The organism is Streptomyces sp. NPDC001922, assembly GCF_042891165.1.
Taxonomy (GTDB): Bacteria; Actinomycetota; Actinomycetes; order Streptomycetales; family Streptomycetaceae; genus Streptomyces.
In genome coordinates, this window is record NZ_JBIASV010000001.1 from 322,914 (window position 1) to 345,084 (window position 22,171).

Consider the following 22,171-nt stretch of genomic DNA (forward strand, 5'->3'; position numbering starts at 1 on the left):
CGGGGGGGGGGGTTCCGGAACGTATATTTACGGGCCCTGGGGGCCCACAAATACACGGAAGCTTCCGGAACCCCCCACCCCTGCGCCCCCACCCCCTTGCGTCCACCCAGCCGCCCTGCGGCCCCGCGCCCCCACCCCCTTGCGTCCACCCAGCCGCCCTGCGGCCCCGCGCCCCGCGCCCCGGTCGGCGGCCGGCGGCCGGCGGCACCGCGCTGAGCTGGTCCTCCCGGGAGGAGCAGCCCCGCCGCGCCGACGGGGCCCGGTCGCGCGTCACATCTCCCAGATCAGCAGCTCGGCCGGGGTGGCGGCGGTGAGCTCCGGCGCGTGCTGCCCGGAGATCCGCAGCTCGTCGCCCGGCCCGAGCAGGTGGTCCGGCAGCCGCACCCGGCCGCGCACCACCTGCAGATGCGTCCGGGCTTCCGTCCCGCTGCCGGCGTCGCCCATCGGCAGCGCCGCGCGCTCGCCCTCCGCCAGCCGCACGATGTGCAGCACGGCCCCGGCGTTCGCCAGGGCGTAGGGCGTGCCGGCGGCGATGCCGCGGACGATCTCGTAGGACGGTTCGCCGCCCGGCCGCGCGGGCTCCAGCCACATCTGGACGAAGCGGAGCGGCTCCTCCCCCTCGTTGCGCTCGGTGTGCCGCACCCCGCTGCCCGCGCTCAGCCGCTGGACGTCGCCGGGGCGCACGACCGAGGCGTGCCCGGCCGAGTCCCGGTGGGTGAGCTCCCCCTCCACGACCCAGGTGACGATCTCCACGTCGCGGTGCGGATGCTCCTCGAAGCCCGCCCCGGGCTCCAGCCGCTCCTCGTTGCAGGCGATCAGCGGGCCGAACCGCAGGTTGTCCGGGTCGTAGTGCGGGCCGAACGAGAACGCGTGCCGGGTCTCGATCCCCGCCTGTGGATCGCCGCCCCGGTAGCGCTCCCCGGCCCGCCTCAGCTGCATCATCGGTCCACCGTACCGAGGCGCGAGGGAGGGGGCGGGGCAGGACGGACGCCGCATGAGGCAGTCTTGTCACGTGCCTGAATCCGGATCCGCCGACGCTCACCCACACGCCGCGACCCTGCGACGGCTGGAGAAATCCTCCGGCCACCTCGCCGCGAACGCGATCGCCCGCATGGACGAGACGCTGCCGTGGTACCGCGCCATGCCACCGGAGAACCGCTCCTGGATCGGCCTCGTGGCCCAGGCCGGTATCGCCGCCTTCACCGAGTGGTTCCGGCATCCGGAGACCCCGCAGGCGATCAGCACCGATGTCTTCGGGACCGCGCCCCGCGAGCTGACCCGCGCGATCACGCTGCGGCAGACCGTGGAGATGGTCCGGACGACCATCGAGGTCATGGAGGCCGCCATCGACGAGGTGGCGGCGCCCGGCGACGAGGCGGTGCTGCGCGAGGCGCTGCTGGTCTACGCCCGGGAGATCGCCTTCGCCACCGCCCAGGTGTACGCGCAGGCCGCCGAGGCGCGCGGCGCCTGGGACGCCCGGCTGGAGTCGCTGGTGGTGAACGCCGTGCTCTCCGGCGAGGCCGACGAGGGCGCCCTCTCCCGCGCCGCGGCGCTCGGCTGGAACTCCCCCGAGCACGTGATCGTGGTGCTGGGCACCGCGCCGGACGGGGACAGCGAGCTGACCGTGGAGGCGATCCGGCGCGCGGCCCGGCACGCCAAGCTCCAGGTCCTCACCGGGGTGCTCGGCGACCGGCTGATCGTCGTCGCGGGCGGTAGCAACGATCCGCTGCGCACCGCGAAGGCGCTGATCGGGCCGTTCGCCCCGGGGCCGGTCGTGGCCGGTCCGGTCGTCGGCGACCTGGTGTCCGCCACCCGCTCGGCGCAGGCCGCCAACGCGGGGCTGCGGGCCTGCACCGCCTGGCCGGACGCCCCCCGCCCGGTGCCGGCCGACGACCTGCTGCCGGAGCGCGCGATGGCGGGCGATGTCTCCGCCCGCGAACAGCTGGTGGAGGAGATCTACAGACCGCTGGAGGAGGCGGGCTCGGCCCTGCTGGAAACCCTCAGCGTCTACCTGGAACAGGCGAGCAGCCTCGAAGGGGCCGCCCGGATGCTGTTCGTTCACCCCAACACCGTGCGCTACCGGCTCCGACGTGTGACGGACGTCACCGGATGGTCGCCGTCCGATGTACGATCCGCGTTCACGCTCCGTATCGCACTGATTCTGGGGCGTCTGGCCCAAGGAGATCAGCAACTCTAGAGTTTTGTCGGACACCCACAATTACCCTGACGGTTCTTGGTCCCTGTCCCCACCGGTCTTCCGGACCGGCCGCAAGAGAGAGTGTGAGAGTGCTCGTACTCGTCGCTCCCGGCCAAGGCGCCCAGACGCCCGGCTTCCTGGCTCCCTGGCTCGAACTCCCCGGCGTCACCGAACGTCTCCAGTGGTGGTCCGCCGTCTCCGGTCTGGACCTGATCCACTACGGCACCAAGGCCGACGCGGAGGAGATCCGTGACACCGCGGTGGCGCAGCCGCTGCTGGTGGCCGCCGGTCTGGTCTCGGCGCTGTCGGTGTTCCCCGAGCCCGCCGAGGCCCGGCGGGTCGCGGGTGCGGTCGCCGGTCACAGCGTCGGTGAGCTCACCGCCGCCGCCGGCGCGGGCGTGATCTCGGCCGAGGCGGCGATGGTGCTCGTCCGGCAGCGGGGCCTCGCCATGGCGCAGGCCGCGGCCGTCACCGAGACCGGCATGTCCGCGGTGCTCGGCGGCGACCCCGAGACGGTCGTGGCCCACCTGGAGGGGCTCGGTCTGACCCCGGCGAACATGAACGGCGCGGGCCAGATCGTGGCCGCGGGCACCTCCGAGCAGCTGGCGGCGCTCGCCGCGGACAAGCCGGAGGGCGCGCGGGTCATGCCGCTGAAGGTCGCCGGCGCGTTCCACACCCACCACATGACTCCGGCCGTTTCCGCCCTGGAGACCCTGGTCCCGGGCGTGACGGTGCGGGACCCGCAGGTCCGCTACGTCTCCAACAGCGACGGCACGGTCGTCGGGTCCGGTCAGGAAATCGTGCGGCGGCTGGTCGCCCAGGTGTCCAACCCGGTCCGCTGGGACCTGTGCATGGAGACCTTCAAGGAGCTCGGCGTCACCGCGATGATCGAGGTGTGCCCCGGCGGCACGCTGGCCGGGCTGGCGAAGCGCGCCCTGCCCGGGGTGAAGACCGTCGCCCTGAAGACGCCGGACCAGATCGACGCGGCCCGCGAGCTCATCGCCGAGCACGCCGTTCCCGCCGACCGCCCCGCCGAATAGGAGTCGCGAGAGCATGAGCGCGAAGATCAGGCCCGGTAAGGGCGCACCGTACGCGCGGATCCTCGGCGTGGGTGGCTACCGTCCGACGCGGGTGGTGCCGAACGAGGAGATCCTCAAGCACATCGACTCGTCCGACGAGTGGATCCGCTCCCGTTCCGGTATCGCCACCCGGCACTGGGCCGGCCCGGACGAGACCGTGGCCGAGATGTCGCTGGAGGCGTCGGGCAAGGCGCTCGCCGCCGCGGGCCTCACCGCCGACCGGATCGGCGCCGTGGTCATCTCGACCGTCTCGCACTTCAAGCAGACCCCGTCGGTCGCGACCGAGATCGCGCACCGGCTGGGGACGGGCAAGGCCGCCGCGTTCGACATCTCCGCGGCCTGCGCGGGCTTCGGCTACGGCCTGACGATCGCCAAGGGCCTCATCGTCGAGGGCAGCGCGGAGTACGTGCTGGTCGTCGGCGTCGAGCGGCTGTCGGACCTCACCGATGTGACCGACCGGTCCACCGCCTTCCTGTTCGGCGACGGCGCGGGCGCGGTCGTCGTCGGCCCGTCCGACGAGCCCGCGATGGGCCCCAGCATCTGGGGTTCGGAGGGCGACAAGGCGGACGTCATCACGCAGACCGTCCCGTGGGACGAGTTCCGCGTCGGCGACGTGCGGCAGCTGCCGGTCGGCGAGGACGGCGAACTGAAGTTCCCGGCCATCCGCCAGGAGGGCCAGACGGTCTTCCGCTGGGCGGTGTTCGAGATGGCGAAGGTCGCCCAGCAGGCGCTGGACGCGGCCGGGATCAGCGCGGACGACCTGGACGTCTTCATTCCGCACCAGGCCAACATGCGGATCATCGACTCGATGGTGAAGACCCTCAAACTGCCGGAACACGTCACGGTGGCCCGTGACGTGGAGACGACCGGCAACACCTCGGCCGCCTCGATCCCGCTCGCGATGGAGCGGCTCCTGGCGACGGGGAAGGCGAAGAGCGGCGACACCGCGCTCGTCATCGGCTTCGGGGCGGGTCTCGTCTACGCCGCAACGGTCGTTACCCTCCCATAGGCACGATCCACGCAGTCCGGGCCAACCGGGCAGCCCCGTTCCACCTTGTACGGAAGTACCGAAAACACCGAAGGAGCGCCGCAATGGCCGACCAGAAGGAGATCCTCGAGGGTCTCGCCGAGATCGTCAACGAGATCGCCGGTATCCCCACCGAGGACGTCGAGCTCGACAAGTCCTTCACCGACGACCTGGACGTCGACTCGCTGTCCATGGTCGAGGTCGTCGTCGCCGCCGAGGAGCGCTTCGACGTGAAGATCCCGGACGACGACGTCAAGAACCTCAAGACCGTGGGCGACGCTGTCGACTACATCCTGAAGCACCAGGCCTGATCCAGCCGAGCGTGTGTCGCCACCCCGTGGTGGCGCCGTCGATTCGGACCCCTCGAACGTGGAGAAAGAATTCCTGTGAATGCGACCAACCGCACCGTGGTCGTCACCGGTATCGGCGCAACCACACCGCTGGGTGGCGACACCGTATCGACCTGGGAAGGTCTGATCGCGGGGCGTTCCGGCGTCAGCCCACTCGAGCAGGAGTGGGCCGAGCAGCTCCCGGTACGCATCGCCGCGCAGATCGCGGTCGAGCCGAGCGAGATCATCCCCCGGCCGCAGGCCCGCAAGCTGGACCGCTCGGCGCAGTTCGCGCTGATCGCGGCCCGCGAGGCGTGGGCCGACGCGGGCTTCACCGCGAAGGCCGGTGAGGACGCGGCGGTCGATCCGGACCGGCTGGGCACGGTCATCGCCTCCGGCATCGGCGGCGTGACGACCCTGCTCGACCAGTACGACGTGCTCCGGGAGAAGGGCGTACGCCGCGTCTCCCCGCACACCGTCCCGATGCTGATGCCGAACGGCCCCTCGGCCAACGTGGGCCTGGAGGTGGGCGCCCGCGCGGGTGTGCACACTCCGGTGAGCGCCTGCGCGTCGGGTGCCGAGGCCATCGGCTACGCCGTCGAGATGATCCGTTCCGGCCGCGCCGACGTCGTGGTCGCGGGCGGCACCGAGGCGGCCATCCACCCGCTGCCCATCGCCGCGTTCGGCAACATGATGGCGATGTCCAAGAACAACGACGACCCGCAGGGGGCGTCCCGGCCGTACGACACGGCCCGTGACGGCTTCGTCCTCGGCGAGGGCGCCGGTGTCGTCGTCCTGGAGTCTGCGGAGCACGCCGCCCGGCGCGGCGCCCGCGTCTACGCGGAGGCCCTGGGCCAGGGCATCTCGGCGGACTCGCACCACATCACGCAGCCCGAGCCGTCCGGCAACGGCATCGCGCACGCCCTGCAGAACCTGATGGACGGCACCGACCTGAAGCCGGCCGAGATCGTGCACATCAACGCGCACGCCACCTCGACCCCGCAGGGCGACGTGGCCGAGATCAAGGCGCTGCGCAAGGTCTTCGGCGACGACGTGGACCACATGGCGCTGTCCGCCACGAAGTCCATGACCGGCCACCTCCTCGGTGGCGCGGGCGGCATCGAGACGGTGGCGAGCGTCCTGGCGCTGCACCACCGGGTCGCCCCGCCGACGATCAACATCGAGAACCTGGAGCCGGACGCCGACGCGGACGTCGTGCGCGACACGCCGCGCCCGCTGCCGGAGGGCACCATCGCGGCGCTGAACAACTCGTTCGGCTTCGGCGGGCACAACGTCGTCCTGGCCTTCCGGACGGTCTGACCCGCACCACCTGCCGCCATCCGGCCACCGGCCGCCCCCCCACCACCGGGGCGGCGGGTCGGGTGAGGCGGCGCCCTACGCGGCCGACGGCCGGGCAGTCACCGACTGCCCGGCCGTTGCGTTGTCCGGGAAGAGTCCGGGGAGAGTTGTCCGGGGCAGGTGTCCGGGGCGGGGTGTCCGGGGCGGGGTGTCCGGGGCGGGGTGTCCGGGGCGGGGCGCCTGGGCCCGTCGGCGTTCCCCAGCGGCTCCGCTGTGCCGCGCAGCTCTGCTCTCCGGCCCCCCTCAGCCCTCCCGGATGAAGCCCGCGAAGTAGCTCGCCGCCATGTCCTCGTCGCCGTGGCCCGCCCGTTCGGCCCGGTGCAGCCGCTCGGCTCCGGCCTCCGCCAGGTCCATCCGCACCCCGGCCCGCTTCCCCGCCTCCAGGATCAGCCGGGCGTCCTTCGCGGCCGTGGTCACCGAGAAGTTCGGCGCGTAGTCGTCGTTCATGATGGCGCCCGCTTTGAGGCGGAGATAGCCGCAGTCCAGCAGCCCGCCGGCGACGGCGTCGAGGAACGCCTGCGGTTCGACGCCCAGCCCGTCGGCGAGGGCGAGCGCTTCCCCGACCGCGTTGTTGAGGGCCAGCACCCAGCTGTTGCAGACCATCTTCAGCCGGGACGCCGCTCCGCTCGCGCCGTCCTCGGCGATCCAGACGGTGCGGCTGCCGATCGCGTCGAAGACGGGCGTCAGGGTGGTCCGGGCCTCCGCGGGTCCCGCGGCGAGCACGGTCAGCTTCCCGTCCTCGGCGGGCTGCCGGGTGCCCAGGACGGGCGCGTCGACGAAGAGCAGATCGTGTTCGGCCGCGAACGCGGCCAGCGGTTCGAGGGCGTCGATGCCCGCGGTGGTCGACTGCGACCACACGGTTCCGGGGGCGAAGGAGGCGGCGGCCTCGCGCATGGTGTCCAGCACGGTCCGCCCGTCGTACAGCATCGTCAGGACGACATCGGCGCCCTCGACGGCGGCCGCCGGGTCGTCCGCGATGCGGGCGCCGTCCGCGGCGAGCGGCTCGGCCTTGTCGCGGGTGCGGTTCCAGACCCGGACGTCCAGACCGGCGCCGCACAGGTTGCGGGCCATCGCGGCCCCCATGATGCCGGTGCCCAGCACCGCCACTGAAGTGTTGTCAGCCATGACGGCACGCTACGGCGTGGGTCCGCCCGGGGCGGCGAACCGGGCGGCGGCGCTCAGGGGTCCTTGCACGATGCCCGCCCGGGTCGGGCGCTCATCGCGCAAGGACCCCTCAGACCACCTGGTGCAGCCAGCGGACGGGCGCGCCCTCGCCGGCGTACCGGAACGGCTCCAGCTCGTCGTCCCAGGGCTTGCCGAGGAGCTTGGCGATCTCGGCTTCGAGGTCGGTCTCCCCCTGGCCGGCCCGGGTCATCGCGGCGCGCAGCCGGTCCTCGGGGATCAGGATGTCCCCGTGCATGCCGGTGACCGCGTGGAAGATGCCCAGTTCGGGGGTGGCGCTGTAGCGCTCGCCCTCGGCGGTGGGGCAGGGCTCGGCCGTCACCTCGAAGCGGAGCAGGTGCCAGCCGCGGAGTGCGGACGCGAGCTTGGACGCGGTGCCCGGCTCACCCTGCCAGGAGAACTCGGCCCGCCACGTCCCGGGCGAGGCCGGCTGTCTGATCCAGTCGAGGTTGACACGCACGCCGAGCACGCCCGCGACAGCCCATTCGACGTGCGGGCACAGCGCGCGCGGTGCGGAGTGCACGTACAGAACTCCACGTGTCGTCACCGGGACCTCCAGTGTGGGACGAGGTTCGCCTTCCCCAGCGGCCTCGCGCTCCGTACCGGTCGCGTCCTGGACAGCACCTGACATTCTGCCCGAAAAGTCACTTCCGTACCAACTCCCGAGGTTACGTGCAGTAAACACCATGGGGAGCAAAAGTCCGTAAAAGGGGCAGTATGTGACGTGATGTAAGTCAACGATTTCCGGGGTGCACGCGCGCCACAGCTGAGGCGACCGGCCGTCAGGTCACTGCGCACGACGCGCAGCAGACCGACTGCCACGGGGAAAAGCTACCGTGCACCACCGGCCCGGGGGTGACGTACCGTCGGTCCCGGACGGATATCGGCAAAGCTTTCACTCGCGGGGACGGCGGGAAACCTCCGATCGGGGAACGCCCGAGCGGCCCAATCCGTCATCCGTGGAGGAAAGCGGGAGGAATGCCACCGACCGCGCGAGGGGAGCCGGCAATGCGGGACACATTCGGGCGCGGGCGCCGTGCGAGCCGGGGCCTGCGGGCGTGGGTCCTGCGGGCGTGGGTCCTGCGGGCGGGGGGCCGGGCGTGGAGGCAGCGGGACGCGGCCCGGCCGGGCGGCGGGGCGGAATCCCGGGCGAGCGCAGAGGTGGTCCGGACGAGCGCAGGAGCGGTCCGGCCGGGCGGCGGGGCGGCCCGGGTCGCGCTGGCCGCGGTCGTCACGGCCGCGCTGCTCGGTGGCGTCACCGGCTGCGGTATCGGCGACGAACCATCCGAACGGGCCTCCCACGGCCCGCGCCCCCGGCCCACCCCGGTGTGGGACACCAGCCCGGAGTCGATCGCCGCGCTCGGCGACTCGGTCACCCGGGGCTTCGACGCCTGTCTCGTCCTCTCCGACTGCCCCGAGGTGTCGTGGTCGACGGGGACGGACCCGAAGGTGGGCAGCCTGGCCGGCCGGCTGCTGAAGGACCCGGCCGGTGACAGCTGGAACTACGCGCGGACCGGAGCGCGGATGGCGGATCTGCCCGGACAGGTCCGCCGGGCCGTGGGCCACCGGCCGGAGCTGGTGACCGTCATGCTGGGCTCGAACGACGCCTGCCGGGACAGCACCGATCTGATGACCCCGGTGCCGGCCTTCCGCTCCGACTTCAAGCGGTCGTTGCGGGCGCTGCGGCGCGCCCTGCCGAAGACCCAGGTGTTCGTGACCAGCGTCCCGGACCTCAAGCGCGTGTGGGCCGAGGGGCGCCGGAACCCGTTCGGCAAGCAGGTCTGGCAGCTGGGCATCTGCGCGTCGATGCTCGGTCAGCCGGACGCGATGGACCGGGCGGCGACCCAGCGGCGGAGCTACGTCCAGCAGCGGGTGCTGGCGTACAACGCGGTGCTGAAGGAGGAGTGCGGCAAGGACCCGCTGTGCCGGTACGACGGCGGGGCGGTCTTCGACTACCTCTTCAGCGGGCGGCAGCTGAGCAAATGGGACTGGTTCCACCCGAGCAGAAACGGCCAGCGGGTGCTGGCGGAGATGGCGTACCGGGCGGTCACCGCGAAGAAGCCGGTGGGGTGAGCGGCCCGCACGGGGCGGTGGACCGCGGGAGCGCTCCACCGCCCCGGGCTCCGGCCTGGGGTGAGTCCGGGGGCCTGGGGTGAGTCCGGGGGCCTGGGGTGAGTCCGGGAGCGTGGGGTGGTCCAGAGCCGCGGCGGGCCCGGGAGTGCGTTCCCGGGCCCGGTGACAGGGGGCTCCGGGCCTGTACGGCCGGGGTCAGTCCGTGGCGTCCAGTGTGCCGGTGAGCCGGGGGTCGGTGGCGGACCTGCCTGCCTCGATCCGGTACCGGCCGGGCACGAACCGCCAGCGGTCCGTCGCCTCGTCCCAGGTCTCGAAGGCGCGGCGCGGGAGGACGACCTCCACGGCGACGCTCTCGCCCGGGGCCGCCGGGGCGGTGGCGAATCCCGCCAGCCGACGGGGCTCCCGGGGGCGGGTTTCCGAGGCGCCGGTGTCCTGGGGGTCCGAGGCGGGCGGGGTGAGGTAGATCTGGACGACCTCGCGGCCCGGGCGGGTGCCGGTGTTGCGGAGCCGGACCGTCACGGTGGTCCCGGCCGTCTCGACCGTCTCGTACTCCCAGGTGGTGTACCCGAGGCCGTGGCCGAAGGGGTACGCGGGCGTGGCGCCGGCCTTCTCCCAGGCCCGGTAGCCGATGAACACGCCCTCCTCGTAGACGAGTTCGCCGTCGGCGGGGACGACCCGGGACACCGGGGCGTCCTCCAGCCGGGCGGGCCAGGTGGTGGGGAGCCGGCCGCCGGGCTCCTCGCGGCCGAGCAGGACGTCCGCGAGGGCGGCGCCGGCCTCCTGGCCGGGGAACCAGCCGAGCAGTACGGCCGCCACGTCATCGCGCCAGGGAAGTTCCACCGGGGAGCCGGAGTTGACGACGACCACGGTGCGCGGGTTGACGGCCGCCACGCGGCGGACGAGCTCGTCCTGCCGGCCGGGCAGCCGCAGATGGGTGCGGTCGAAGCCCTCGCTCTCCACCCGTTCGGTGGTGGCGACGACGACGATCGCGGTGTCGGCGTCCGCCGCCGCGGTGGCCGCTTCGTCCAGCATCTCGTCGGGGTCGCGCACCGGCTCGCCGTGCAGCAGGGCACAGCTGACCGCGGCGACCGGGGCGTCCGTGGGCTTCACCACCGTGCAGACCAGGGCGACCTCGACCGGCTGTCCGGCCATCAGATGGAGCTCGCCGCGCGGCACCGGGGAGCCGAAGAAGGCTTCGAAGGGGTCGTCGTGGTCGGGGGCCTGCGCACCGTCGAAGAGGACCTGTCCGTTGACGGTGAGCCGGAAGCCGCCGATCCCCTGGGTGCCGAAGAGGTGCTCGCCGTTGACCCGCGGGGTGAAGGTCCCGGTCAGCTCGACGGTGTGCAGGGCCTGGTAGTCGACGCCTTCCGGGAAGTCGCCCATCCAGCTGACCTGGCCGCTCGGCAGGGGCTCGCCGCCGAGCTCGCGGCCCTGGCCGTCCCGGCACACGGCGTGCAGCCGGAATCCCTTTTCGGCGACGGCGAGTTCGTCGCTCGGGTCCGCGCCGACGGCGTGGACGACGTCCACCTCCCGGGGGAGCGCGTCCCGCAGGCCGTCGAGCGGGGAGACGACATGGGCGGGGAAGACCTGGGCCGAGCCGCCGCCGAGAATGCGGGCGTCGCGGGCGGCGGCGCCGATCACGGCGACGCTGCGGAGCCGGGACAGGTCGAGCGGGAGGACGGGCTCGGCCGGCCGCTCCCCCGGGGGCTCGGCCGGGACGGCCGCAGCGCCGTGCCCCGGGGCGTCGGAGCCGGTGCTTCCGGGGCCCGGGCTGCCGGAAGCCGTGGGGCCGGAAGCCGTGGGGTCGGAGGCCGTGGGGTCGGAGGCCGTGCTGTCGGCCGGGCCGTCGCCTGTGCCGTCCCCTGGGATCCCGGACTCGCCGTCGGCGTCCGCGGGCCGTCCCCCGGTGGCGTCGACCGGCTCCTGGCCGGGCACCTCCAGGGGGTGGGGGCCGGAGCGGGCCTCCTCGGCGAGTCCGGCCGGTACCCGGACGGGCGCCGGCTCGTTGCGGAGCAGGACGAAGGAGCGGCGGGCGATCTCCCGGGCGACGTCCTCACCGGAGAGCCGCTCCGGGAGGTCCTGGGGAGCGACGGCGGCGGGTACGCCGTCGAGGACGCCGACGCGGGCGGCCAGCCGCAGCACGTGCCGCACGGCCCGGTCGACCTCGGCCTCCTCCACCTCGCCCGCCCGGACGGCGTCGGCCAGTGCCGCGCCGTAGACGGTCGTCGGTCCGGGCATGGCGATGTCCAGGCCGCCGCGGATGTTGTCCGCGGTGGACCGGGCGGCCAGCCAGTCCGAGACGACCGCGCCGTCGAAGCCCCACTCCTCCCGCAGCACCTCGCGGAGGAGGGTGCGGTGGGAGGTCATGGCGGTGCCGTTGACCGCGTTGTAGGCGGCCATGACGCCCCACGGGCGGGCGTTTCTGACGATGGCCTCGAAGGGGGCGAGGTAGAGCTCGCGCAGCGGGCGCGGGGCCACCGTGTTCGTCACGGTGAAGCGTTCGGTCTCGGCGTCGTTGGCGACGAAGTGCTTGACGGTGGTGCCGACTCCGCCCTCCTGGACACCGCGGACGTACCCGGTGCCGATCTCTCCGGTGAGGTACGGGTCCTCCGCGTAGCACTCGAAGTGGCGTCCGCCGAGCGGTGAGCGGTGGAGGTTGACGGTCGGGGCGAGCAGGACGTGGACGCCCTTGCGGCGGGCCTCCTGGGCGAGGAGGTGCCCGGCCCGGCGGGCGAGTTCGGGGTCCCAGGTGGCGGCGAGGGCGGTGGGGCTGGGGAGGGCGACCGAGGGGTCGGCGGCGGTCCAGCGGACGCCGCGCACCCCGACCGGTCCGTCGGACATGACCAGGGACCGCAGGCCGATCGCGGGGAGCGCCGGCAGGGACCAGGTGTCCTGACCGGCCAGCAGCCGGGTCCTGTCGTCCAGGTCGAGCTTGCCGAGCGCGTCCTCCACCGCTGCTTCGCGTGCCGCGTCCTGCGGAGTCATACGGGCCTCCCCTTGTCCGGCGTGCGGCTCATCCTGCCCCGGAGCCGGGGCGGCGGGAAGGGAGCACGGGGCGCGGGACGGCCCGGCCCGCGCGTTCGGGGTGGTGGGGGTGCGTGCGGTTGGGGTGGTGGGGTGCGCGCGTTCGGGGTGGTGGGGGTGCGTGCGTTCGGGGGGTTCCGGCGGACCGGCGGGGAGTTCCGGCGACGGGCTCTGGTCACGGCGGCGATCCTCTGCTGGGATCACTCCCGACTCGACGAAGGGATTTCCATGCGACGCATGCGCATCCGACTGGGCCTGCTCGGTGCCGTTCTGGCGGTCTGCGCTCCGCCGGCCCTCGCCGCGGCGCCGGCCGGTGCCGCGGTCCGTTCCGCCGGCGCCGCGCCCACCGTCGCCGCGCCCACCGTCGAGGAGCAGCGGCTGGACGGCGCCGTGCCGCGGGAGATCCTCCGGAGGAGCGGATTCGACGCGGTGGCACCGGAGTTCACTCGGGAGCTGGCGGCCGTGGGGTCCGTGGACGGGGCCGAGCGGCTGGTGACGCGTGCCGGGCAGCGGCTGTGGCAGCGGGCCGTCGACCGTGTGCAGGGGCGGGGACCGGCGGGCGGCGACCTGAGCCGGGACGACGACCGGCCGCTGTACTGGGCCCGGCTCGGCATGACGAAGGCGCTTCGGGCGTGGCAGCCGCCGTTCGCGCTGCCGGAGTCCCGGAGGCAGGAGCTGATCACCCGTCTGGAGCGCGGGTCCCGGGGCCAGGACACGGTCGAGCTGCCCGCGGGCCGGGCGGTGAAGCGGGTGCTGGTGACCGGCTTCGACCCGTTCCAGCTGGACGCGGACGCGCGCCGCAGCAATCCGTCGGGCGCGGCGGCGCTGGCGCTGGACGGAACCACGATCCGCACGCCGTCCGGCCCGGCCCGGGTGGAGACCGCGGTCTTCCCGGTGCGCTGGACGGACTTCGCCGAGGGGACGGTGGAGCGGACCCTGGCCCCGTACTTCCGGAGCGGTCCGCACCGGGTCGACATGTTCACCACGATCAGCCAGGGCCGGCCGGGCCGGTTCGACGTCGAGCGCACCAACGGCGCCTGGCGCGGCGGCTACCCGGACAACGACCGGATCTCGCGCACCGGTACCGTCCCGATCCCGTCCGGGGTGCCGACCGTCCATCCGCAGCCGCAGTGGACGGTGACCACGCTGCCGTACGAGCGGATCGTGGCGGCCGGGACCGGTGGCTTCCCGGTGCACGACAACACGGCCGTGACCGAGATCCCGGCGGGCGGGACCCAGCCGGTGGACCGGCCCGACGGCCCGACCCCCGGTTCGACGGCCCGCGCGGGCGGCGGGGGCGACTACCTGTCGAACGAGATCGCCTACCGGGCGACGCTGCTGCGGGACGCGCTGCGCCTCCGGGTGCCGGGCGGCCATCTGCACACCCCGGTGCTGCAGTTCGGCGCGGGAAACTCCGACCCGTCCACGGGCACGGTCACGGACCCGGACTTCGTGCGCAACCGGCAGGCGATCACCGGTCAGATCCGCGCGATCCTGACGGTGACGGCGGGCACGCTGCCGCGCTGAGGTCCGCTGCCGGGGCCGGGCGGATGAGGGGAGGCCGCGCCAACGGGCCGGAGAGGAACGGCGGACGGCCCGGAAGCCGTGTGATGGCCGACGGACCTGGGCGGATGCCCGGGGGAACCGGGCGGAAGAATGCGTCCTGTTGTTCAACAGCACGCAACGGAGGACCTCGCCGTGACCCTGGACATCAGCGCCTTCACCGACCCGGACCCCGAGCGTCCGCCCGCCCCCGTCGCGGTCGACTGGGCGGCGGTGGAACAGTGGCTGGGGCTGCGGCTGCCGGACGACTACAAGCACCTGGCCGACGTCCACGGCCCCCTGGACTTCGGGGAGTTCCTCTGGATCCACGTCCCGTGCGTCGAGGAGGGCCGGTTCACGTACGGGGAGTGGCTCCGGGACACCCACCGCGAGGCCCGGATCGACGCCCGCGACCTGCCGGAGGACGGGCGGCCGGTGCTGCACCCGGCACCGGGCGGGCTGCTGGCCTGGGGGTGCACCCGGGACAGCGACGTGCTGTTCTGGGACACCTCGGTCTCCGAGGACCCGAACCGGTGGACCGTGGTCGTCAGTCACTGCGGCACCGTCCCGGGCAGTGGCCTGCAGCCGTGGCACCGGTACGACCTCACCCTCACCGAGTATCTGCGGCACACCGTCCGCGAGGGCTGGGAGCTGCCGTCGCCGCCCGGGCCGCTGATCGGCCCGCTGCCGGGCACCGTCGCGCGCACCGCGTTCCTGCCGGACGCCGGGCCCTGGACACCGCCCGAGCCCGTGCCGCCCCGGCTCTCCGCGGCGGAGCGGCGCGTCGCGCTGGAGACCGGTACGGGGCCGGACGCGCTGCGGCTGCTGTGCCCGCCGCCGGACCACCCCTACCTCGGCGACGGCACCTGGGACGGGCTCTTCGCGGAGCTGGGCACCCGACTGCCGCGGGAGTACGTGACGCTCATGGAGCGGTACGGCGCGGGCTGCTGGACCGAGTGGCTGCGCTTCTTCACCCCGCTGCGGACCGGCGAACGGCGGTTCGTCCACCACGTCGAGGAGACCACGGACGCCTACCGGCAGCTCAAGGACGGATCCGAGGACTGGTACCCGCTGACGGTGTGGCCCGCCGCCGGGGGCTTTCTGCCGTTCGCCGTCTCCATCGACGGTGACTACCTCGGCTGGCTGACCGAGGGGGACGACCCCGACGCCTGGCCGCTGATCGTCTGGCCCCGCCACGCCCGGCAGGGCCCGCCCCTCGACGGCGGGCTGGTCGACACACTGCTGGCCTGGCAGCGCGGCACGTTCTCCACGGAGGGGCTGGCCGGGCTGGACGAGGAGGACGACCCGGTCGAGTTCGCCGTCTTCCGGGCCTGGGACGACCGCGCGTACTGGTGACGACCGCACGTACTGGTGAGGGGCGCGCGTACTGGTGAGGAGCGACGCAAGAACCCCCGTCCGGGCGGGGCCCGGGCGGGGGTTCTGCGGCTGCGTTGCAGGTCAGTATGTTCAGGTGCAGGCGTCTAGGGGCGTGTTTCGAAAGTAGCGTCGTCCGCCCGATACCGGCCAAGCGGGACTTTCGAAACACGCCCTTAGGTGTACTGCCCCGGAGTCAGGGTCTTCTGCCCGGCGGGGCCGGTGGTGGGGTTTCCGTGTGCGGCGGCCCCGGCGGTGCCGGCCCCGGTGGTGGCGTCCGGCTCCTCCGGGCCGACGAGGTCCCGGGTCAGCAGCGTCGCCCCGGCCACCGCGCCCGGCATCAGGAAGACCGCCACGAGCGGGATCAGGAAGAGCAGCGCGAGCGGCACCCCGAAGCCGAGGCTCAGCATGCGCCGGCCGCGGAGCAGCGCGAGGCGCTGCGGCAGCCGCACGCCGCGGCGCTGGAGGGCGACGGCGGTGAGTTCCTCGGTGAGGAAGAAGCCGGTGACGCAGAAGCCGAGGGCGGGCACCACTGTCTGGCCGATGAGCGGGACGAAGCCGAGCGCGAAGAACAGCAGCGAGTACAGGCCCACCCGCAGGAGGATCGCCAGGCTCTCCCGTGCGGAGATGAGCAGTTCACGCCAGAACGGGAGTCCGGACTCGGGCGCGGTGCCGTCCTCCGAGAGGTCGACCTGCTCGGAGAGCGACTCGTAGAAGGGCTGCCCGATGAGCAGGGTGACGGCGGTGAAGGACACCACGGCGAACAGCAGGACGACCGCGAACAGCAGCGCGACGAGGAAGCCGCGGAAGAGGTCCTGCCAGGGCGAGCCCCAGTCGTCGGCGAAGGGCGTGGCCCAGGCCGTCAGGTCGGTGCCCCAGAAGCCGAGGCCGGCCAGCGCGGCGCCGTACAGCACCACGGTGGCGAGCGCGGGCAGCAGGCCGAAGCCCCACCACCGGCCGTGTGCGGCCACCCAACGCTGGCCCTTCCAGAAATAGCCGAAACCCGCCCCGAGATCATGCATGGGGAGAGCATAGTGCGGCGTCGTCCGGGGTCTGCCGGGACCTGCCCCCGGGGGACGCGGCGGTTCCGGAAGGGGGCCGGAAGGGGGCCGGAACGGGGCGTCCTGGGCGGGCGGCGCGCGGCGGTGGGCCGGGCACGGCGGGCTGGGCACGGCAGGCTGAACGCGGTGGGCCGTGCGCGGTCAGTGGCCGGGGGCGTCGAAGTCGGCGGTGGCGATAACCATGCCGTCGGCGCCGACCAGGCGGGCCCCGGAGAGGGTGTCCCGGTCCACCGGAGCCGGAGCGGCCCAGTGGCCGTAGTCGCCCTTGAGCGTGAACGACCCGATGGTGACGGTGCTGCCGTCGTCCCGCACGAACTGGCAGGAGACCTTGCCGTACGCGTGCGGGAAGTCGAGGTCGTCGATCGACATGTACACCCAGCTCTCCGGGCCGGGGTGGGCGAAGACCTTCCCGACGTGCCGGTTCCCGGCGGTGAAGTCGGCCGTGAGCAGCTGTCCGGTGGCACCGGCCGTCGTGGCGGCGGGAGTCCCCCCGAGGGCCTGGCCCACCGCCCAGCCGCCGAATCCGAAGCTGATCGCGAGGATGGCGGCGACGACGGTGGCCCGCAGCTTGCGCCGGGGCCGGCGATGCCGGTGGCCGGACGCCGGCCCGCGCCGTGCGTGCTCCCGGCTGCCGGCGGGCCCCGGGCGGGCGTGACCCGGGCGGGCGTGCTCCGGGCCGGTCCCCCGGCCGCCACTCCCCCGGCCGCCGGGCTCGGAGCTGCCGGACGCAGGTTCGGCGGAATCGAGGCCGTCAGGATCGGGGGCTCCCGGCTCCTGGCTGCCGGAGCCCTGGTCCGCGGGGCGGCGTCCGGCCGGGCGCACGTAGGAGAAGCGCCGCCCGGCGGGCTCCGTGCGGGAGGTCCGCCGTCCGGCGGGGCGGGCTCCCGACATGCCCAGGCGACGGAGGACGCGCTTCTCGAAGCCGACCGGCGGTTCGCTGCCGGGCAGCAGGCCGAGCAGCCCGTCCTCGGCGAGGGTCAGATGCTCGATGTACTCCCGGCAGCTCGGGCAGCGGTCCAGGTGGGCGATGGCCACGGCACGCTCCCGACCCGGGAGGATCCCCAGTGCCAGCTCGGCACCGAGCTCCCTCAGCTCTGCGCAGGTCAGGTCAGTCATGGCCGTCTCGCTCGGCTCGTCCCGGGGCTCGCTCGGCTCGTCCCGGGGTGCTCCGTGAGTCGTTACGGTGTGCCGCCGGGTCGTCCGTCCCCGCCGCGTCCGCCCCGGCTGCCTCCGTCCCCGCCGCGTCCGGCTCCGCGCCTGCCGACGCCGTTCCGGCCGCCCGCGTTCCGGCCTCCCGCCTGCCTGCCGTCCCCGGATCGTCCCGCCGCGCGCCGCTCGGTTCGGTGCCGGAGAGCTCCGCGCTCTCCCGCTCGGCGCCGGGCCACGGCGGGCCCAGGGCCAGGCGCAGCTTTCCCATCGCCGCCCTGATGCGGGTCTTGGCGGTGCCGACGGGGATGTCCTCGAACTCCGCGACCTGCCGGGCGGTCATGCCGTAGATCCCGGCCATCACCAGGGCCCGCCCCTGCGCCCCGGGCAGTGCGGCGACCGCCGCCCGGATCCGGGCCGCCGTGTCGTCGGCGACCGCCCGCTGCTCGGGGGTCTCGGTGACGAGTTCGAGCATTGAGTCCAGGTCCTCGGGGGCCACGGGGGTGGGCCTGCGGGCCCGTACCGCGTCGATCGCCAGGTTGTGGGCGATCGCCGTGAGCCAGGTCTTGACCGAGCCGCGCCGGGAGTCGTACATCTGCGCGTGCCGCCAGGCGCGTTCGAAGGTCTGCTGGGCGATGTCCTCGGCCAGCTGGGAGTCGCTGACGACCGCGATCGCGACGCCGTAGACCGTGCGCTGGAAGCGGCGGACGAAGGCGACGGCGATCTCGGGATCGCCGGTGCTGAGCCCCGCCAGAAGCGTCTCGTCCGCGGCGCGCCCGAGGGGAAGGCCCGTCCTCATACCTCTGGATACGGCCCTGCCACCCCGGGGGATTGCCGGGCGGCCGTGGCGAGGGACGCGGGCGGACATGAAGGGCACCTCACCGCCATTCTCCGCCCGCGCGGCAATCCCGTCACGCGACTGCCGCCGTATTCAGAGCAGGACCGGGTTCGGAGCAGGACCGGGAAATGACGCCGAAGGGCCGGAGGGCCGAGCCATGACACGCATCGTGACCGTGCGCAGGAGCATTGGAGTGGGGATCGGCGCCGGAGTCCTGGCCGGGGTGCTCGCGGCCTGCGGCGGCGGCGGATACGGGGGCGGGTCGGGCGGTGACGGGAACGGTTCGATGTCCCCGCCGCCCAAGAACAGCGGGACGACCAGGGTCGCGGTGACGATGACGGACTACCACTTCCGTCTGAACCCCGACACCTTCCACGCCGGCGCCTACACCTTCGTCGCCACCAACGACGGCCACCACCCGCACGCCATGGAGATCACCGGGGCGGGCGGGGAGCAGCGCAGCGCCACGGTCGGGCCGGGTCAGTCCACCACGCTCAAGGTGACGCTGAAGAACGGTACGTACCAGGTCTTCTGCCCCGTCGACAGCCACGCGGACCTGGGCATGAAGACCACGATCACGGTGAGCGGGACCGGCGGCTCGAACGGGAACAGCACGGGCGGCAACAACGGCTACTGACGCCGTGGGGCACACGGGAGCACTGTGGCAGCGGTGGCACGGGGGCTCTGTGGCACGGGCTGTGGCACGGGCGCTGTGACACAGGTTCTGTGGCACCGGCGGCTCGGGTCGCTGTGACACCGTGCCGCGGTGAGCACCGGTGAGCACCGCGGCACGGACGCGGTGGGCCTGCGCAGCGAGTACCGCGGTCGGCCGCCATGCGCGGAGGGCCGCGCCCCGCTGCTGCGGGTGCGGCCCTCCGGACGCCTCAGCGACTCAACGCCTCAGACGACGCTGAGCTCCACGGCGATGTTGCCGCGCGTGGCGTTGGAGTACGGGCACACCTGGTGGGCGGCCTCGACGAGCTGCTCGGCCGTGGCCCGGTCCACGTTCGGGATGGAGACCTCGAGGGCGACCTCGATGCCGAAGCCCCCGTTGCCGTTCTTGCCGAGGCCGACCCGGGCGGTCACGCGCGACCCGGAGATGTCGGCCTTCTGCTGACGCGCCACGACGCCGAGCGCACCCTGGAAGCAGGCGCCGTAGCCGGCGGCGAACAGCTGCTCCGGGTTGGTGCCCGCACCGCTTCCGCCCAGCTCCTTGGGCGGGTTGACGACCACGTCGAGCTTGCCGTCGTCCGAGGCGACCCGGCCGTCGCGGCCGTTCTCGGCGGTGGCGACCGCGGTGTACAGGACGTCTATGGACTCGATGGACATACGGAATTCCTCCTGTTGTCGCGCACGGGTGTGCGCGTCCCGACTCGGGTACGCGTCCGGCTCACCCTCACATGACCGGAACGGTCCGGACCAGATGTCCGGAACGGCGGGAGTGAGCCCGGCGGTTGAGCTGTGCGAGGTCAGTCGCCGAGGGCGACGATCATCTTCCCGGTGTTGTCGCCGCGGAGCATGCCGAGGAACGCGTCGAAGGCGTTGTCGATGCCCTCGACGACGGTCTCGCGGTACTTGAGCTCACCGGAGCGGATCCAGGCGGACACCTCCTGGACGAACTGCGGCTGGAGCGCCTGGTGGTCGCTCACGAGCATGCCCTGCAGCCGCAGCCGCTTGCCGATGACCATGGCGAGGTTGCGCGGCGCGGGGGTCGGCTCGGTCGCGTTGTACTGCGCGATCATGCCGCAGATGGTGGCGCGGCCGTGCAGGTTGAGGGAGCCGATCGCCGCTTCCAGGTGCTCGCCGCCGACGTTGTCGAAGTAGACGTCGATGCCGTCGGGGGCGGCCTTCGCCAGCTGCTCGGCGACCGGTCCGTCCTTGTAGTTGAAGGCGGCGTCGAAGCCGTACTCCTCGGTGAGGAGCCGGACCTTCTCGTCCGAGCCCGCGCTGCCGATGACCCGGGAGGCGCCCTTGAGCCGGGCGATCTGCCCGACCTGGCTGCCGACCGCGCCGGCCGCGCCGGAGACGAACACGGTGTCGCCCTCCTGGAAGGAGGCGACCTCCAGCAGCCCGGCGTACGCGGTGAGGCCGGTCATCCCGAGCACCCCCAGGTACGCGCCGAGCGGCGCCAGCTCCGGGTCGACCTTGACCGCGCGCTTGCCGTCGACGACGGCGTACTCGCGCCAGCCGAGGCCGTGCAGGACGTGGTCGCCGGGTGCGAAGCCCTCGGCGTTCGACGCCAGCACCGTGCCGACCGCGCCGCCGTCCATCGGGCCGTCGAGCGGGTAGGGCGGCAGGTACGACTTCACGTCGTTCATCCGTCCGCGCATGTACGGGTCGACGGACAGCAGGGTGTTGCGGACCAGGATCTGTCCGGGGCCGGGCTCGGTGACCGCCGTCTCACGGAGGGCGAAGTCCTCGGGCTTCGGCCAGCCGTGCGGGCGGGCGACCAGGTGCCATTCGCGGCCGGTGCTCGGCAGTGCGGTCATGGTGGGCGCGCCTCCTTCTGCCCCAGCTGTACTGGGCTCCTGCCACAGGTTTACTGGGCAATGTTTCATGTACTGAAACAACCATGCTCCTGGATGTTTCATGTTGTCAAGTAAATGGGTACCCTGGAGACCATGGCCACTCGCACTGATCCCCTGACCTTCGAGGTCGTCGAGCTCATCGGCACCGTCGTGGCCCGCTACTACGACGAGTACGAGGACGCGGCGGCCGAGCACGCCCTCACCGGTGCCCAGGCGCGCGTACTGGGTCTCCTCTCCCACGAGCCGATGCCCATGCGCCGGATCGCCCAGAAGCTCAAGTGCGAGCCGTCGAACGTCACCGGCATCGTCGACCGGCTGGAGAGCCGCGGCCTCGTCGAGCGGCGCCCCGACCCGGCCGACCGCAGGGTGAAGCTGGCCGCCCCGACGGAGGAGGGCCGGGCGACGGCGGCCCGGCTGCGGGACGCGCTGGACTTCGCCCGGGAACCCCTCGCCGGCCTGTCGACCGAGGAGCGCACCACCCTGCGCGACCTGCTGCGGCGGATGCTGGGGGAGGACGGCGCGGGGAGCTGAGCGGGACGGGGAGCCCCGCGCCACGGCCGGCCGCGCGCTACGGCGGACAGGGCGGCGCGTCCGGCAGGGCACCACGGCCGACGGGGCGGCACGCTCGGCGGGGCGGCACGCTCGGCGGGCGCGGGGCTTCGCCTAGCGGCCCACGGGGCCGATTGGCCCACGTTTCCCGCGGTCCAGTGGCCCGGGGCACAGGGCCACTCCCCGGATAGGCTCACCGCTCATGAGCGCTGACCAGACCACCCGGCACACGATCGACTTCTACTTCGACCCCATCTGTCCGTTCGCCTGGATCACCTCCCGGTGGATCCTGGAGGTCGAGCAGCAGCGGGACGTCGACCTGCGGTTCCGGGTGATGAGCCTCTCCGTCCTCAACGAGGGCCGGGAGAACCTGCCCGAGAAGTACCGGGAGCTGCTGGACCGGGGCTGGGGCCCGGTCCGGGTGTGCATCGCCGCCGCGCAGCAGCACGGCGAGGGCGTGCTGCGCGACCTCTACACCGCGCTGGGCACCCGGATCCACAACGAGGACACCGACGACTACACCGCGGCGATCGCGGCGGCGCTGGCCGACGTGGGCCTGCCCGCGGAGCTGGCGGAGGCGGCCGGCCGGACCGAGTACGACGACGCGCTGCGCAAGAGCCACCACGAGGGCATGGACCCGGTCGGCGAGGAGGTCGGCACACCCACCATCCATGTCGACGGCGCCGCCTTCTTCGGACCGGTGCTCAGCTCGATCCCGCGCGGCGAGGCCGCGCTGCGGGTGTTCGACGGCGTGCGACTGCTCGCCGGCCACCCGGACTTCTTCGAACTGAAGCGCACCCGCACCGGGGGACTCGACTTCAGTTAGAGGGCGGCTCCAGGGGCCCGGGCGTGCTGTGCCCCCT

General features: G+C 73.4%; 19 protein-coding genes and 1 pseudogene. 11 read left to right on the forward strand and 9 right to left on the reverse strand.

Annotation, left to right across the window (positions count from 1 at the left end):
• Positions 1-270: 270 nt before the first annotated feature.
• Complete coding sequence (locus ACFYYR_RS01400) at positions 271-942, reverse strand: pirin family protein (protein WP_388845536.1); 672 nt, start codon at positions 940-942, stop codon at positions 271-273.
• 52 nt (positions 943-994) lie between these two features.
• On the opposite strand from ACFYYR_RS01400, the gene ACFYYR_RS01405 reads away from it, so the two are divergent.
• The 5 genes from ACFYYR_RS01405 (at position 995) to fabF (ending at position 5,952) form a co-directional block, all read left to right on the forward strand.
• Positions 995-2,197, forward strand: coding sequence for a PucR family transcriptional regulator (locus tag ACFYYR_RS01405; protein WP_388845539.1), 1,203 nt, complete (start codon positions 995-997; stop codon positions 2,195-2,197).
• Between the two features lie 89 nt (positions 2,198-2,286).
• The gene (locus ACFYYR_RS01410) at positions 2,287-3,237 is read left to right on the forward strand and encodes an ACP S-malonyltransferase (RefSeq protein ID WP_388846413.1); all 951 of its coding nucleotides are present in this window, start codon (positions 2,287-2,289) and stop codon (positions 3,235-3,237) included.
• 13 nt (positions 3,238-3,250) lie between these two features.
• The gene (locus ACFYYR_RS01415; protein WP_388845541.1) at positions 3,251-4,285 is read left to right on the forward strand and encodes a ketoacyl-ACP synthase III; all 1,035 of its coding nucleotides are present in this window, start codon (positions 3,251-3,253) and stop codon (positions 4,283-4,285) included.
• Between the two features lie 83 nt (positions 4,286-4,368).
• Positions 4,369-4,614 carry an acyl carrier protein gene (locus ACFYYR_RS01420; protein ID WP_388845544.1) on the forward strand — a complete coding sequence of 82 codons (246 nt, stop codon included), beginning with the start codon at positions 4,369-4,371 and terminating at the stop codon, positions 4,612-4,614.
• Between the two features lie 75 nt (positions 4,615-4,689).
• The gene (gene fabF, locus ACFYYR_RS01425; protein ID WP_388845547.1) at positions 4,690-5,952 is read left to right on the forward strand and encodes a beta-ketoacyl-ACP synthase II; all 1,263 of its coding nucleotides are present in this window, start codon (positions 4,690-4,692) and stop codon (positions 5,950-5,952) included.
• A 282-nt stretch (positions 5,953-6,234) separates the two neighbouring features.
• Here the strand turns inward: fabF and ACFYYR_RS01430 are convergent, their stop codons facing one another.
• Positions 6,235-7,116 (reverse strand): NAD(P)-dependent oxidoreductase, encoded by an 882-nt coding sequence (locus tag ACFYYR_RS01430; protein WP_388845549.1) that lies wholly within the window; start codon positions 7,114-7,116, stop codon positions 6,235-6,237.
• Positions 7,117-7,225: 109 nt separating this feature from the next.
• Positions 7,226-7,720, reverse strand: coding sequence for a DUF3145 domain-containing protein (locus ACFYYR_RS01435; protein ID WP_388845552.1), 495 nt, complete (start codon positions 7,718-7,720; stop codon positions 7,226-7,228).
• A gap of 461 nt (positions 7,721-8,181) precedes the next feature.
• Between ACFYYR_RS01435 and ACFYYR_RS01440 the strand changes: the two genes are divergently transcribed.
• The gene (locus ACFYYR_RS01440; protein WP_388845555.1) at positions 8,182-9,246 is read left to right on the forward strand and encodes an SGNH/GDSL hydrolase family protein; all 1,065 of its coding nucleotides are present in this window, start codon (positions 8,182-8,184) and stop codon (positions 9,244-9,246) included.
• A gap of 195 nt (positions 9,247-9,441) precedes the next feature.
• Here the strand turns inward: ACFYYR_RS01440 and ACFYYR_RS01445 are convergent, their stop codons facing one another.
• The gene (locus tag ACFYYR_RS01445; protein WP_388845558.1) at positions 9,442-12,231 is read right to left on the reverse strand and encodes a glycoside hydrolase family 3 protein; all 2,790 of its coding nucleotides are present in this window, start codon (positions 12,229-12,231) and stop codon (positions 9,442-9,444) included.
• Positions 12,232-12,498: 267 nt separating this feature from the next.
• On the opposite strand from ACFYYR_RS01445, the gene ACFYYR_RS01450 reads away from it, so the two are divergent.
• Both ACFYYR_RS01450 and ACFYYR_RS01455 read left to right on the forward strand, forming a co-directional pair.
• On the forward strand, positions 12,499-13,797 hold the full coding sequence (locus ACFYYR_RS01450; RefSeq protein WP_388845561.1) for a pyroglutamyl peptidase: 1,299 nt from the start codon (positions 12,499-12,501) through the stop codon (positions 13,795-13,797).
• A 171-nt stretch (positions 13,798-13,968) separates the two neighbouring features.
• On the forward strand, positions 13,969-15,168 hold the full coding sequence (locus ACFYYR_RS01455) for a hypothetical protein (RefSeq protein WP_388845565.1): 1,200 nt from the start codon (positions 13,969-13,971) through the stop codon (positions 15,166-15,168).
• 194 nt (positions 15,169-15,362) lie between these two features.
• On the opposite strand, the gene ACFYYR_RS01460 is transcribed toward ACFYYR_RS01455, so the two are convergent.
• From ACFYYR_RS01460 to ACFYYR_RS01470, 3 genes and pseudogenes are all read right to left on the reverse strand, one after another.
• Positions 15,363-16,208 (reverse strand): EI24 domain-containing protein, encoded by an 846-nt coding sequence (locus ACFYYR_RS01460; RefSeq protein ID WP_388845567.1) that lies wholly within the window; start codon positions 16,206-16,208, stop codon positions 15,363-15,365.
• Positions 16,209-16,388: 180 nt separating this feature from the next.
• Complete coding sequence (locus ACFYYR_RS01465; protein WP_388845570.1) at positions 16,389-17,363, reverse strand: hypothetical protein; 975 nt, start codon at positions 17,361-17,363, stop codon at positions 16,389-16,391.
• Positions 17,364-17,634: 271 nt separating this feature from the next.
• A pseudogene (locus tag ACFYYR_RS01470) lies at positions 17,635-18,192 on the reverse strand (RNA polymerase sigma factor); the annotation flags it as partial.
• A 196-nt stretch (positions 18,193-18,388) separates the two neighbouring features.
• Between ACFYYR_RS01470 and ACFYYR_RS01475 the strand changes: the two are divergent.
• Positions 18,389-18,868 (forward strand): cupredoxin domain-containing protein, encoded by a 480-nt coding sequence (locus tag ACFYYR_RS01475; RefSeq protein WP_388845573.1) that lies wholly within the window; start codon positions 18,389-18,391, stop codon positions 18,866-18,868.
• 263 nt (positions 18,869-19,131) lie between these two features.
• On the opposite strand, the gene ACFYYR_RS01480 is transcribed toward ACFYYR_RS01475, so the two are convergent.
• Together ACFYYR_RS01480 and ACFYYR_RS01485 are read right to left on the reverse strand one after the other, a co-directional pair.
• Positions 19,132-19,560: an organic hydroperoxide resistance protein gene (locus ACFYYR_RS01480; protein ID WP_351506468.1), complete on the reverse strand. Its 429-nt coding sequence runs from the start codon at positions 19,558-19,560 to the stop codon at positions 19,132-19,134.
• A 140-nt stretch (positions 19,561-19,700) separates the two neighbouring features.
• Positions 19,701-20,720, reverse strand: coding sequence for an NADP-dependent oxidoreductase (locus ACFYYR_RS01485; RefSeq protein WP_388845576.1), 1,020 nt, complete (start codon positions 20,718-20,720; stop codon positions 19,701-19,703).
• A 132-nt stretch (positions 20,721-20,852) separates the two neighbouring features.
• Here ACFYYR_RS01485 and ACFYYR_RS01490 point away from each other — a divergent pair, with 132 nt between their 5' ends.
• Positions 20,853-21,290 carry a MarR family winged helix-turn-helix transcriptional regulator gene (locus ACFYYR_RS01490; protein ID WP_388845578.1) on the forward strand — a complete coding sequence of 146 codons (438 nt, stop codon included), beginning with the start codon at positions 20,853-20,855 and terminating at the stop codon, positions 21,288-21,290.
• A gap of 220 nt (positions 21,291-21,510) precedes the next feature.
• Positions 21,511-22,134 carry a DsbA family protein gene (locus tag ACFYYR_RS01495; RefSeq protein ID WP_388845581.1) on the forward strand — a complete coding sequence of 208 codons (624 nt, stop codon included), beginning with the start codon at positions 21,511-21,513 and terminating at the stop codon, positions 22,132-22,134.
• Positions 22,135-22,171 lie beyond the last annotated feature (37 nt).

What these genes read in the sequence shown, in the direction of transcription:
- ACFYYR_RS01400 (WP_388845536.1), bottom strand. Translation starts at nt 942, where the DNA reads ATGATGCAGCTGAGGCGGGCCGGGGAGCGCTACCGGGGCGGCGATCCA.
- ACFYYR_RS01405 (WP_388845539.1), top strand. Translation starts at nt 995, where the DNA reads ATGAGGCAGTCTTGTCACGTGCCTGAATCCGGATCCGCCGACGCTCAC.
- ACFYYR_RS01415 (WP_388845541.1), top strand. Translation starts at nt 3,251, where the DNA reads ATGAGCGCGAAGATCAGGCCCGGTAAGGGCGCACCGTACGCGCGGATC.
- ACFYYR_RS01420 (WP_388845544.1), top strand. Translation starts at nt 4,369, where the DNA reads ATGGCCGACCAGAAGGAGATCCTCGAGGGTCTCGCCGAGATCGTCAAC.
- ACFYYR_RS01430 (WP_388845549.1), bottom strand. Translation starts at nt 7,116, where the DNA reads ATGGCTGACAACACTTCAGTGGCGGTGCTGGGCACCGGCATCATGGGG.
- ACFYYR_RS01440 (WP_388845555.1), top strand. Translation starts at nt 8,182, where the DNA reads ATGCGGGACACATTCGGGCGCGGGCGCCGTGCGAGCCGGGGCCTGCGG.
- ACFYYR_RS01445 (WP_388845558.1), bottom strand. Translation starts at nt 12,231, where the DNA reads ATGACTCCGCAGGACGCGGCACGCGAAGCAGCGGTGGAGGACGCGCTC.
- ACFYYR_RS01450 (WP_388845561.1), top strand. Translation starts at nt 12,499, where the DNA reads ATGCGACGCATGCGCATCCGACTGGGCCTGCTCGGTGCCGTTCTGGCG.
- ACFYYR_RS01460 (WP_388845567.1), bottom strand. Translation starts at nt 16,208, where the DNA reads ATGCATGATCTCGGGGCGGGTTTCGGCTATTTCTGGAAGGGCCAGCGT.
- ACFYYR_RS01465 (WP_388845570.1), bottom strand. Translation starts at nt 17,363, where the DNA reads ATGACTGACCTGACCTGCGCAGAGCTGAGGGAGCTCGGTGCCGAGCTG.
- ACFYYR_RS01475 (WP_388845573.1), top strand. Translation starts at nt 18,389, where the DNA reads ATGACACGCATCGTGACCGTGCGCAGGAGCATTGGAGTGGGGATCGGC.
- ACFYYR_RS01480 (WP_351506468.1), bottom strand. Translation starts at nt 19,560, where the DNA reads ATGTCCATCGAGTCCATAGACGTCCTGTACACCGCGGTCGCCACCGCC.
- ACFYYR_RS01485 (WP_388845576.1), bottom strand. Translation starts at nt 20,720, where the DNA reads ATGACCGCACTGCCGAGCACCGGCCGCGAATGGCACCTGGTCGCCCGC.
- ACFYYR_RS01490 (WP_388845578.1), top strand. Translation starts at nt 20,853, where the DNA reads ATGGCCACTCGCACTGATCCCCTGACCTTCGAGGTCGTCGAGCTCATC.
- ACFYYR_RS01495 (WP_388845581.1), top strand. Translation starts at nt 21,511, where the DNA reads ATGAGCGCTGACCAGACCACCCGGCACACGATCGACTTCTACTTCGAC.